Source organism: Streptomyces sp. CA-249302 (genome assembly GCF_050936785.1).
Taxonomy (GTDB): Bacteria; Actinomycetota; Actinomycetes; order Streptomycetales; family Streptomycetaceae; genus Streptomyces.
In genome coordinates this window covers 10,694,049-10,706,455 of the sequence record NZ_JBNJMG010000001.1, presented here as the reverse complement: position 1 = coordinate 10,706,455, position 12,407 = coordinate 10,694,049, and the positions used below count along the sequence as shown (strand labels likewise).

8 protein-coding genes and 1 pseudogene are annotated in these 12,407 nt (G+C 71.4%); all 9 read left to right on the top strand.

Annotated features, from left to right (window positions below; genetic code table 11):
• The first annotated feature begins 214 nt into the window (after positions 1–214).
• Positions 215–1,390 carry a glycosyltransferase family 4 protein gene (locus ACQEWB_RS48445; RefSeq protein WP_432843132.1) on the top strand — a complete coding sequence of 392 codons (1,176 nt, stop codon included), beginning with the start codon at positions 215–217 and terminating at the stop codon, positions 1,388–1,390.
• A 73-nt stretch (positions 1,391–1,463) separates the two neighbouring features.
• On the top strand, positions 1,464–2,189 hold the full coding sequence (locus tag ACQEWB_RS48440) for a class I SAM-dependent methyltransferase (RefSeq protein WP_432843130.1): 726 nt from the start codon (positions 1,464–1,466) through the stop codon (positions 2,187–2,189).
• On the top strand, positions 2,186–6,541 hold the full coding sequence (locus ACQEWB_RS48435) for an alpha-(1->3)-arabinofuranosyltransferase (protein WP_432843128.1): 4,356 nt from the start codon (positions 2,186–2,188) through the stop codon (positions 6,539–6,541). Before ACQEWB_RS48440 ends, ACQEWB_RS48435 begins: the two co-directional genes overlap by 4 nt.
• Positions 6,538–7,836, top strand: a complete 1,299-nt coding sequence (locus ACQEWB_RS48430; RefSeq protein ID WP_432843126.1) for a condensation protein — start codon at positions 6,538–6,540, stop codon at positions 7,834–7,836. Before ACQEWB_RS48435 ends, ACQEWB_RS48430 begins: the two co-directional genes overlap by 4 nt.
• Before the next feature lie 49 nt (positions 7,837–7,885).
• Positions 7,886–8,623: a class I SAM-dependent methyltransferase gene (locus tag ACQEWB_RS48425; RefSeq protein WP_432843124.1), complete on the top strand. Its 738-nt coding sequence runs from the start codon at positions 7,886–7,888 to the stop codon at positions 8,621–8,623.
• Between the two features lie 17 nt (positions 8,624–8,640).
• A pseudogene (locus ACQEWB_RS48420) lies at positions 8,641–9,537 on the top strand (hypothetical protein); the annotation flags it as partial.
• A 7-nt stretch (positions 9,538–9,544) separates the two neighbouring features.
• Positions 9,545–9,787 carry a Trm112 family protein gene (locus ACQEWB_RS48415; protein WP_432844397.1) on the top strand — a complete coding sequence of 81 codons (243 nt, stop codon included), beginning with the start codon at positions 9,545–9,547 and terminating at the stop codon, positions 9,785–9,787.
• Positions 9,784–10,566, top strand: coding sequence for an FkbM family methyltransferase (locus ACQEWB_RS48410; RefSeq protein WP_432844395.1), 783 nt, complete (start codon positions 9,784–9,786; stop codon positions 10,564–10,566). The genes ACQEWB_RS48415 and ACQEWB_RS48410 overlap by 4 nt, the downstream gene beginning before the upstream one ends.
• 528 nt (positions 10,567–11,094) lie before the next feature.
• Positions 11,095–12,375, top strand: a complete 1,281-nt coding sequence (locus tag ACQEWB_RS48405; protein WP_432843122.1) for a helix-turn-helix domain-containing protein — start codon at positions 11,095–11,097, stop codon at positions 12,373–12,375.
• Positions 12,376–12,407 lie beyond the last annotated feature (32 nt).

The following is a 12,407-nucleotide window of genomic DNA, read 5'->3' as shown; positions in this document are numbered from 1 at the left end:
CGATTGTCACCGGGTTGAGTGGCCAGGTCGGCGCGGTGTGCAAAAACCGTCGAATCCCACTCGACACAGTGCACCGACGGCTCGCTTACAGGATCATCGCAAGCCCCCCACAGGAATCCCCCGCACGACCCCGTGCGACCTCACCCGTCTGCCTGTGCCTGTCCCCTCCCCCGAAACCCCAAGTCCACATCTTCTGAGACGAGTTGGAGCGACGATGCCCCAGCACGTGCCGTCCCCGCTGCGCACCGCGTCCCCACGCACCGCTCAGCGCCTCTCGGTGCTGCCCCCACACCCGCGCAGGATCGTTTTTCTTGCTCACCGGGACCTCGACAGTCCCAACGCCGGCGGCAGCGAACTCCTTGTCGACCAGCTCGCCGACGGCCTGACCCACCTCGGCCACCAGGTGACCCTGCTGTGCGGCGGCCCCGCGGCTCACCGCGACTACCGGGTCGTCTCGGCCGGCGGCGAGTTCGGCCACTACCTGCGCACCCCCTCGGCCTTCGCCCGCCAGGTCGGCGACTGCGATCTCCTCGTAGAGGTGTGCAACGGCATGCCGTACCTGGCGCCGCTGTGGCACCGAGGGCCCACCCTGTGCCTGGTCAACCATGTGCACACCGACCTCTGGAAGCTGCGGTTCGGCGGGCCGCTGGCACCCGCCGCCCGGCTGGGCCGAAGACTCGAACACTGGGCACTGGCCGGTGCCCAGCGCCGCAACCTGCTGGTCGCGGTGTCGCCCTCGACGGCCCACGCGCTGCAGGAGATCGGTGTCGAACGGGACCGTATCCGTGTCGTGCACAACGGAGTCGACGAACCGGGTCCCCGTGCGGACCGGTCGCCCGAGCCGCTGTTCCTGGCGATGGGGCGGCTCGTCGAGTACAAACGGATCGATCTGCTGCTCAACCTCTGGGAACGCGTCCGGCCCGTCACCGGCGGCCGGCTGGTGATCGTGGGCGACGGTCCCGAACGGGAGCGCCTGGAACGTCTCGCCGGTCCCGACGTGGAGTTCACCGGCCGGGTCTCCGAGGCCGAGAAGCACCGCCTGCTGTGCGCGGCCTGGCTGCTGCTGCATCCGTCCTCCGTCGAGGGCTGGGGCCTGGTGGTGACCGAGGCCGCGGTCCGCGAGACGCCCGCGATCGCCTTCGACGTACCCGGTCTGCGCGACTCGGTGGTGGACGGCGAGACGGGCCTGCTGGCCCGCGGCGAGTCCTCCTTCGCGGCGGCCTGGTGCGCCCTCGCGCTGAGCACCCGCCGTCGCGAACTCATGGGCGAAGCGGCCCGCGACCACGCCGCCCGCTACCGCTGGACCCGCACGGTCGAACAGTTCCGCGCCGTGGCAGCCGAAGCGGTGGCCTTCGGCCGAAGGGAGCCGGGCGATGCTCCGTGCCAGTGAAGCCAGGAAAACCAGTGAAGCCGTCGCCACAGCCCCACGCCCCTCTCCGGGCGCGGTACCGGACCGGAGACCGATGAAAGACCCCTCGTTCCGTCGCTCCCTCGCGCTCTTCCGAGCCTTCCTGCACGAGCAGGACGACCCGGAGTCCTGCTACGCACTGCTCGCGCGTGACGCCGCGGACCAGGTCGAGGCCTACGACGGCCCGGTCGCCGGCCGCACGGTCATCGACGTCGGCGGCGGCAGCGGCTACTTCACCGAGGAGTTCCGGCGACGTGGCGCCCACGCCCATCTCTTCGAACCGGACGTGCACGAACTGGGGCCGAAACCGCCGGAGGGCACAGTGGTCGCGGACGGCTATCTGCTGCCCCTGCACGACGGGGCGGCCGACGTCACCTTCTCCTCCAACGTGCTGGAGCACGTCTCCGATCCGCAGACCTTTCTCAGCGAACTGGTGCGGGTGACCACGCCTGGTGGGCTGATCTACGTGTCGTTCACCAACTGGCTGTCCCCCTGGGGCGGCCACGAGTGGGCGCCCTGGCACTACCTGGGTGCCGAGCGGGCCCGGGCCCGGTACCAGCGCCGCACCGGACGGCCCGCGAAGCACACGCTCGGCGAGAACCTCTTCGCCGTGCACATCGGCGCCACCCTGCGGCAGGTCCGCGCCCGCGACGACGTCACGGTCGTCTCGGCCCGCTCCCGCTACTGGCCGTTCCTCGCGGAGACCGTGGTGAGGACACCCGGACTGCGCGAGCTGGCCACCTGGAACCTTCTTCTCATCCTCCGGCGGTGTGCACCATGACGAGCACGGTCCAGGCCCCTCCTCCCGTACCTGTGCGCCCCGCGCAAGCCGCCTCCGGTCCCCCGGAGCGTCCGCGGTCGCGACGATGGCTGCTGGGGTTCTGGGCCGCGCTGTTCGTGCTGTTCCTCGCCGTGCATCCCGGCCGACAGACCTTCGACACCAAGCTCGGCGTCACGGTCGACCCCTGGCAGTTCCTGTCCGACCTGGGTCAGGTGTGGCACGACCGGGGCGGCTTCGGCGGCATCCAGGACCAGTACGTCGGGTACGCCTGGCCGATGCTGCCGTACTACGGCTTGTGCCGGCTGATCCACCTCCCGGTGTGGCTCGCGGAACGGCTGTGGCTGTCCCTGATCGTCTCGGTGGCCTTCTGGGGCGCGCTGCGGCTGGCGGAGCGGCTGCGTGTCGGCAGCGCTTCGTCCCGGCTGCTCGCCGCCGGGGCGTACGCACTGTGGCCCGTGTTCACGATCGTGATCGGGTCGACGTCCGCCGCCGCGCTGCCCGGCGCTTTCCTCCCCTGGGTGCTGCTGCCGCTGGCCGACGAGCGGTACGGCGCACGGGTCGCCGCCCTGCGGTCCGTGCTGCTCGTGCCCTTCATGGGCGGCGTCAACGCGACGGCGACCCTGGCCTCCCTGCTGCCGGCCGGCCTCTATCTGCTCTCCCGCCCGGCCGGGCCACGGCGGCGCAAGCTCATCGCCTGGTGGGCGCCGGGTGTGCTCCTGGCGACCGCCTGGTGGTGGATCCCGCTGCTGCTGCTCGGCGTCTACGGCGAGAACTTCCTTCCATACGTCGAGACTTCGCAGACCACGACCGGGACCATGTCGGCGACCGAGGCGCTGCGCGGCGGCGGGAACTGGGTGGCGTATCTTCACTTGGGTGAGGCCTGGCTGCCGGCCGGCTGGACGGTCGCCGCGTCGGTGACCGTCATCGTCTGCTCGGCGCTCGCGGCCGGACTCGGGCTCGCGGGGCTGGCGCGACGGGACATTCCCGAGCGGCGCTGGCTGGTCCTGACCGTGCTGGCGGTCGCGTTCATCACCCTCGCCGGGTACGGCGGCTCGTTCGGCGCCCCCTTCCACGGGGTCGTGCAGGACTGGCTGAACAGCGCCCTGTCCCCGTTCCGCAACATCTACAAGTTCCAGACCGGGCTGGCCCTGGCCCTGGTGCTGGGCCTCGCCCATCTGGTGGCGGTCGCCGCCGAGCCCAATGGCGCACGCCCGCTGCGCGGGCGCCGGTTCGCCCCGCTCATCGCGGCCGTGCTGATCCTGCCGGGACTGCTGTGGCCGTACCTCAACGGCTCGATCCTCAACCCGGGCTCATTCGAGCAGCTCCCCAAGTACTGGACGACTACCGCCAGTTGGCTTCAGAAGTACTCCCCCGACTCCCGCGCCCTGGTCGTCCCGGCCACCGCGCACGGCATCTACAGCTGGGGCTCCCCCATCGACCAGCCCCTCGACGTCCTCGCCAAGTCCCCCTGGGCACAACGGGACTACGTCCCCTTCGGCACCCCCGGCAACCGGCGCGCCATGGACGCCGTCGAGGACGCGCTGACCTCGGGCAGCCAAGTCCCGGGGCTGGCGGACTACTTGAGCCGGGCCGGCATCTACTACGTCGTCGTACGCAACGACCTCGACCCGAACCAGATCGGCTCGGTGCCCACCACCACCGTGAAGCGGACCCTGGAGCAGTCCGGGTACACCCGGGTCACCGGTTTCGGCCCGGTCATGACCGGCGGGGTCATCGCGCATGACGCGCCGCTCCAGGTGGAGGGGCTGTATCCACGGCAACGGGCCGTGGAGATCTACAGACCGGCGAGTTCGGACGTGACGCGGCCCGGGCAGGCCCGGCTGCTGCCGGTCGCCGGCACCGCGGTCGTCTCCGGCGGCCCGGAGTCCCTGCTGCCGCTGGTCGCCGACCCCGCGCTCCGGGGCAGGGCCACCGTGCTGACCGGGGACGCCCATCCCGGCCTGGGCTCCGTTCCGCTGCGGATCACGGGCGACGGGCTGCGCCGCACCGACACACGCTTCGGGCTGCTCAACACCAACACCTCTTACACGTACACCCGAAGTGAGCACAACGCGTCCGGTGCATACCAGGACCCCGGTGACGAGCCCCGGCAGATCCTGCCGACCACGGGCATCGACCACCAGACGGTGGCCGAGCTACGCGGCGCCCGCTCCATCACGGCCTCCTCCTACGGCAACTGGCTGTTCTATCTGCCGCAGTACGACCCTGTGAACGCCTTCGACGGCGATCCGGACACCGCGTGGACGGAGGGCGCGCCCGGCTCCCCGGACGGGCAGTGGCTGCGCGTCGGCTTCACCGGCCAGCGGGACATGCCGTCGTCGTTCAAGGTGACCCCACTGCCGCAGGAGAGCGTCCGCGCGGCGGCGACAGAGGTACGTGTGGAAACGGAACAGGGTTCCGTCTCCAGCTTCCTCCAGCCCAACGGCACCACCCAGACCGTCAAGGCCCGTCCGGGCCGGACGAGTTGGATGAAGATCACGATCGTCGACGCCGTGGCTCCGCACTCCGGACTGACCGGTGCGGGCTTCTCCGAGATCGACATCCCGGGCGTGCGCGTCACCCGGATGCTGCGCCTTCCTGCCGACGCAGACGACGCCGACAAGACCGCCGCTGCCCAGATCGTCTCCCTCCACCGCGCCGCCGACCCGACCGGGCTCTCCCCGACGGGCACCGAGTCGGGCCTGCACCGCCGCTTCAGCACGGCCACGGCGGGGACGTACGAACTGAAGGCGAGCGCGGTACCGGTCACCGGTGACGCACTCGACAAGCTGCTCTACAAGGTCGCGCCCGGCCGGCGGGACCAGATCGTCGCGACGGCGGACTCGACGGCGCAGCTGGGCGCGGGACTGTCCGCACGCAACCTCACCGACGGCGATCTGACGACGGCGTGGATCGCGGGCGACCGGCCGACGATCCATCTGCACTGGAAGGGCAAGCAGTCCATAGGCGAGATGGTCCTCGCCCCGGCGGGCGGGCTGTCGTCCCGTCCCACGCAGGTGCACATCACGTCTCCGTACGGCGACACCATCGCCGCCGTCGACGAGAACGGGCGGGTCGACTTCGACCCGATCACCACCGATCGACTGGACATCACGATCACCAAAACGGCACCACTGACCCTCTACAACCCCGCCGCGGACGAGAACCTGCAGCTGCCGGTGGGCTTGACGGAGGCGTACATCCCCGCTCTGGAGAACTATCGGACGCCGCAGCCCTCGGCCTCCCGGACCTTCTCGCTGCCGTGCGGCAAGGGACCGGTGCTGAGCGTGGACGGGAAGACCTACCAGACGGGCGTGCGCGGCACGGTACGGGATCTGACGGAGCGGCGGCCGGTCACGGTGAGGCTGTGCGGACAGGGCCGGCAGGACACCGGGCTGCGACTCGCCCCGGGTGCGCACCAGGTCGACGCCCAGGACACCGGGCCGCTCGCCCTGACCGATGTCGCCCTGACCCGGGGCACCGTCACACCGGCCTCCGACGCCGGCCGCGACCTGCGGATCCGTGACTGGCTGGGCGACCGGCGCGAGGTCACGGTCGGCTCGGGAGCGGCCACGTACCTGACGACGTATGAGAACTACAACTCCGGCTGGAAGGCCACCCTGAACGGCAGGCAGCTGACCCCGGTCCGGCTCGACGGCTGGCAGCAGGGCTGGGAGATCCCGGCCGGGGCGGGCGGCGCCGTGAAGCTGTCGTACCAGCCGAGGACGACGTACGACGCCGGACTGATCGGCAGCGGGGTCGCGCTGGCGGCCCTGGTGGGCCTGGCCCTGTGGCGGCGCCGGGCGCCCAACCCCGATCCGCCGCAGCAGGCGCCGCTCGAGCCCGGGCTCTGGCTCGGCACGGTGGCGCTCACCCTGGTGGGCATCGTGATCGCGGGCTGGTTCGCGCTGCTGGTACCGGTGCTGGCACTGCTCGCGTGGAAGCGGCACGCGCTTCTCGTGCCCGTCGCTTTCCTCGCGCTCGCGGGTGCCGGAGTCGCCGCCGCGACGGGCGCGGGACGCCCGTCCGGCGCGGAGGCGGGCACGTTCGGTCCCACCGCCCAACTCCTCGCGCTGATAGGGCTGTTCGCGGCACTGGTCACCGTACGGGAACCCGTCGGGCGGGAGCCCCGCCTCGGCGGACCGGGGTCGGCGGCACTGCTCTCGTCACGGCCGTACCGGCATCCGACGCAGCCGGGATCTCCGAACGGGCCCGCCTCCAGCGGGACCATCTCCGCGCGCGGCCCCGGCCGGTCCGGGGACCGGTCGACGACGATCGCGTCGTCGTCCCCCGAGCCGGAGTCCGGGGCCGCTCCCGCGGAGGACGCACCGGAGAAGGGCGAGGCGACATGACCGCGGTGCAGCATCCGGCGGGGGCCGAGCCGGCCGTGCGTGTGCCGTTCCCCGTCGTGGACGAGGTCTCCCGGCACTGCCTCCAGGAGGAGGAGCCGGAGACGATCCACATCGAGGTCCACCTGCCGGGCCGCCTGGACGGGGCCCGACTGCGGCGGGCGTTCACCGAGGCCCTGCGCAGCCATCCCCGCATCCTGATGCGGGAGGTGCCGCGGCCGTGGTACAGGCGCCACTACGAGTGGGAGCTGACCCCCGATCCGGATGTGGAGGTGGTGGGCTTCCCGGCTCCGGGCCGGGGCGCCCTCGAGCGCGCCCGGGACCGGGCGCTGGACCTCGCCCCGCCGCTGCTCGATTCACCGCCGGTCCGGCTGGAGGTGGTGTCCGAGCACAACGGGACCGTGCTGGTCCTGACCGTCCACCACACCGCCTTGGACGGCCCGGCGTGCCTGCGGGTCCTGGCGACCACGGCGGAGATCTACGGAGGCAGGGACAACTCCCCGGCGGCACCCCCCGTCCGTCCGGCCGAGGTCCCGCAGGAACCCGCGGACACCGCGTCCTCATGGATCCCGCCCGCCCGAGTCGCCCAGGGCACCCCCGGGCGGTCTCCCGGAAACGGCCTGCTCGTCACTGAGCTCACCCTCCCGAACCGCCCCAAGGGCTCCCCCTACACGGTGAACGACCAGCTCATGGTGGCCACCGCCCTGATGATCGCCCAGTGGAACAGGGAACACGGCGCCCGCCCACGCCCGATGCGGATCACCATGCCGGTGGACGACCGCCCTCGCGACGCCACGATGCCGATCGGCAACGGCACGCGACTGGTCGACGTCCCCTTCGCGGCCGAGGAGCTGGACCGGGCCCATGACGACATGCCCGGCCTCCTGCGCCGCACGGCCGCCCGCACCCGAGCCCTGAAGTCCCGGCCCCGCCCTCAACTCGGCAAGGGGGCGGCCCTCCTGACCGCGCCGTGGGCCCCGGTGGCCGCCCGCGCCGCGCTCACCCGGGGGCTGCGCCGAGCGGCGGCCCCCTGGACGTCGACGACGCTGCTCAGCAATATCGGGCGCGTCCCCTACCCGCTGGACTTCGGCGAGGAGGCGGGCGGCGCACAAGCCGTGTGGTTCTCCGCGCCGGCCCGGATGCCCCGCGGCCTCACCGTGACCACCGCCTCGACGGCGGGCCGCCTTCACCTGGCCCTGCGCTGGTCCCGCGCCCTGCTCGACCACGGCGACGGGGCACGGCTGCGGGATCTCTTCGAACACCACCTGCACACGACAGAGGTGAGCCCTCGCCCATGACCACCGACGCCACACCCCACATGCCGACGCGCACGACGCAGGTGGGCCCATGACGACCGCCCCCGTGAAACCCCCCGAGCTGCGGGACTTCTACGAGGACCCGTCCGTCCCCGTCGCCTCCGGCACCCCTCGTAGCCTGCGCCAGGCCCGGATGCTGGCCGCCGCCCTGGGGCCGGCCGTCGGGCAGGGCGCCGGCACCGTCATCGACGTGGGTTGCGGCGACGGCACCGCCGCCGCGACCGCGGCCCCCCTGCTGGCCGGTCACCGCGTCATCGGCGTCGACTGGTCCCAGGACGCTCTGCGGCGCGCCCGGGCCCGGCTGCCGTACGTCGTGCGCGGTGAACTCACCGGCGGCGGGCTGCCGCTGCGGACGGGGTGCGCCGACGCGGTGCTCTTCAGCGAGGTCATCGAGCATCTCGTCGACCCCGACGCCGCCCTCGACGAACTCCGCCGGGTCCTGCGCCCCGGAGGGCATCTGATGCTGTCCACCCCGAACCTGGCGGCCTGGTACAATCGTGCCCTGCTGCTCGCGGGCGTCCAGCCGGTCTTCTCCGAGGTCAGTCTGCGTGCGATCCACGGCCGCCCGGGCACCGAGGTGGTGGGCCATCTGCGGCTGTACACGGCTCGCGCGCTGCGGGAGTTCGTGACCGCGGCGGGCTTCGAGGTCGTCGCGGTGAAGGGCGCGCCCTTCCACGGTGTGCCGCGTGCGCTGCGTCCGCTGGACCGGCTCGCCTGTGTCAGACCGCCGCTGGCCTCGATCCTGCTGCTGCACGCCCGAAGGACGTAGGGCCGATGTGGTGGGGAGTGGTCGCGGCCCTGCTGGCGAACGTCCTCTACAGCACCGGATTCGTCCTGGAGAAGCGGGCGCTGGCGGCACTGCCCGAGGTGAACATCCGGCAGCCCGCCCGGCTGGTGCGGCTGGTGCTGGGCAGCCCGCTGTGGATCGGGGGCTCGTTGTCGCTCGCGTCCGGTTTCGGCGCCCAGCTCGTCGTCTACCGCACGCTGCCGATCGCCGCGGCGCAGGGCATCTTCGTCTCCGGCCTGGTGATCCTGGTGCTGCTCTCGGCGCGGCTGCTCGGCGAGGAGACCAGCGGCCGCGAGCGGTACGCGCTCGGTGCGATCCTCGCCGCGCTGCTGATGGTCGTGCTGTCCCTGGACAAGAACGCGGACCCGGTCAGCCGCAGCGCCCCGTACCCGCTGATCCTGATGGTCTGCGTGCCGTCGCTGGCCGCGGGCGTGTGGCTGTACTGGTCCGCCGAGCACCACACCCGCAACCGGCACCGGCTGCCGACCACCGGCATCGAGTACGGCGTGGCCGTGGGCCTGCTGTACGGGGTCAGCTCGCTCGCCATCAAGGGCGTCTCCAGCCGTCTGACGGCCGGCGGCATCGGCGCGTCGCTGATCGGCGTGCTGTGCTCCCCGTACCCGTATCTGCTGCTCTTCACCGGTGCGTTCGGCCTGGTCATGTCGCAGGCGGCACTGCAACGCTGCCGGGCCTCGCTGATCGTGCCGGTGTGCACGACGGTGACCTCTCTGTTCACCGCGGTGCTCGGCACACTCGCCTTCGGCGAGGCGCTGCCGCACGATCCCCTGCGCCTGGCCCTGCGCGTCGCGGGCACGGCCCTGGCGGTCGCCGTCCTGCTGTCCATGCCGAAGCACGATCCGGCACCACGACAACCCCTCACCCGACCCAAGGAGTTGGCACACCATGAACCACGACGACCCGCTTCTGCAGATCCTGGCGTGCCCGCTGGACAAGGGGCCTCTGCATCTCGTGGCACAGGAGGAGAAGGAGTCGGTGCAGGAGCCGTCGCCCACGGCGGAGGTGCTGTACAACCCACGCCTCCGCCGCCGTTACCCGATAGCCGACGGCATCCCCCAGTTGCTGCCCGTGTCCGGGGAGCAGGTCACGGACGACGAGCACGAACGGCTGATGCGGATGATCCCGTGACGCCGCCTCCCCGAACCCTCGCGGCGCGCCTCGCGCCCCGCCTGCCGACACGCCTGGTCGCCTCGGCCGCGAGGTACGTCTACCCGCGCTTCGAGCCGGAGCTGCGCAGGCTCCCCGAACTGTGCCCGCGCGGCTGCGGTATGGCGGTGGACGTGGGCGGCTGGTACGGACCGTGGACGCGGCGTCTGGCCCGGCATGCCCGTCAGGTGGTGACCGTGGAACCGGTGCCGCATCTGGCCCGCCTCATCGACTCGGCCAGCCCCGCCAACGTCCGCGTGGTCCAGGCCGCCGCCTCGGACCACCCCGGCGTCGCCCGCCTGTGGCTGCCAGAGGACGACGAGGGCGACCGCGGCGTCTCCTCCCTCGTCCGCCGTGACATCCACGCCCGCGCGCTCGACGTCCCCTGCGTCACCCTCGACAACCTGACCCTGATGGAGGTCGGCTTCATCAAGATCGACGTGGACGGCAACGAACTGGCGGTACTGCGCGGCGCGACTGGCGTCCTGGCCCGCGACCGGCCGGCCCTGTTCGTCGAGCTCGAGTCCCGGATCCAGCCGATCGACCCGGTGGTGCGGTATCTCACGGCGCATGGTTACGCGGGCTGGGTGCTGCCCGAGGACACCTGGGTTCCGCTGTCGTCCTTCCCGCTGGAGGCGCACCAGGAGCAGGCCTCGTACGTCGTCTCTCATGGGCTGCTCCGCCGTGTGCTGCCTTTCCGGGGGCCGCGGTACGTCAACTCGGTGCTCTTTCTGCCCGACGGCCGTCGGCCCGGCGCGTAAGGAGTGGGCAGATCCGAGCCGCGTACTTTGAGGCAACAGTTCGGCTGACCCGTTTGCCTCGCTCCACTTCGAGCTGATCGTGTCGCGCCGCAGAGCCGACCACGGTCAGGAGCCGGCGCAGGACTTCTGCCTCGCACCGGGTGTCTTGATCGTGGGCAAACGCACGGCGAGCAGGCGATGGCGTGCTCCCGCCCGGCCGTCTCACGTCGCGGTTCGGCGCTCGGTACGCCGGGCGTAGGTCGTGAGGCGGTCGGCAGGTGCGCTAGCCGGGCCGCGCTCAGCACGTCGGCGGGAGGGGCCGGCACGTACCTGTCCAACCGTCCCGTGGATCCGTAAGGTCTCCTCACGGCGGTGGCGGGGCGAAGTCCAGCTTCGATGTGTGGATCTCTGTAAGGAGATCCAGGTGCCGGCGATGGGTGTCCGCCCTGGCCCGACACCCGGGTTCGATCGGTTCGGGTCGAGAGCCGCGAAAGGGAACGGACCCGGTGCTTCCGAGCGTCTCAGACACGACTCTCGTACCCCAGGTGGGTGGCAGTCTCCCCAACCGCATCCGAGCGAAAGGCGCAGAAGATGGCCCCCTCACCACACCGCACGACGGACGACTCACTCCTTTCGGTTCCGGCGGGCCTCGCAAAGCTGCTGCGGGATCAGCTCCTCGCCGTCGCCTCCGAAGTGGAGGACGAGGTCCGAAGACAGGTCCCCGAGTACACGCAGGTCGACAAGGCATTGGCGGGCAAGCTGCGCACGGGGGTGATCGAGGCGTTGACCTTGTTCGTCGACCACATAGACGACCCTGCCGGACCGGGTGACACGGTTATCTGCACCTACTACGAGTTGGGATGGAGTACCGCTCTGGCGGGACGGAGCCTGGAGACGTTCCAGTCCGCATTGCGGGTCGGCGGGATGCATGCCTGGCGCTTGATGGGTCGTACCGCAGAGGAACAGGGGCTGGACTCCGCACTGGTGTCGGCCCTGGGCCAGCTGGCCCTGCAGACCATCCACGAAGTGGCCGAGGCCGCCGCGGCCGGGCACGCGGACGCGCAGCTGAGGGACTCGGACGAGTTGGCCCGACGCGAGCGCCAGTTGCTGGAACTGCTGCTCCGCGAGGACGCCGCGGAGGCGACAGCCATTCAGGCACTAGCCAACGCCGCGCGGTGGGCAGTACCGGAGCAGGTGGCGGTCGTGGTGTTCGGACCGGGCACAGACGGTTCCCACAAGGAGCCGTTCGGCCGGCCGATGGGAACCGTCGCGGACTTCGATGCACACCCCCCGCGACTGCTCGTGTCCGACCAGGTCGGCGCGGCCGGTGTCAGTGACACGGCGCTGCCTCTGGCGCTGCTCGGGCGCCCGGTGGTGATCGGTCCGACTGTGCCCCTGGCCAAAGCCGCGCACTCGCTGCGCTGGGCGACACGCGCCCTTCACCTCATGGAGCGTGGAGTCCTGCCGCAGCAGGGCCTCCTGCGATGTGCCGACCACCTACCAGCGCTGTTGCTGTACAGCGACGAATCGCTCTTGGCGCAGATCGCCGTACGCGCCCTGACACCGCTGGAGGCGGTTCCTGAAGCACAACGCAGCCGACTCCGCGAGACACTACTGGCCTGGCTGCTCGGTGGGTGCAACGTCCCTGCCACGGCCGCCCGCATGCACCTCCACCCGCAGACCATCCGCTACCGGCTCCGGCAGTTGGAAAAGCTCTTCGGAGACAAGCTGCACGACACCGACACGAGGCTGGAACTCGTCCTCGCTCTTCAGTCCGGATTCAACGTGGTATGCCCCGGATCTGATGGAGTCGGGTTGCTGGACAATTGACGATCCAGCAGCCTTCGGAGGTCGCGATGCCC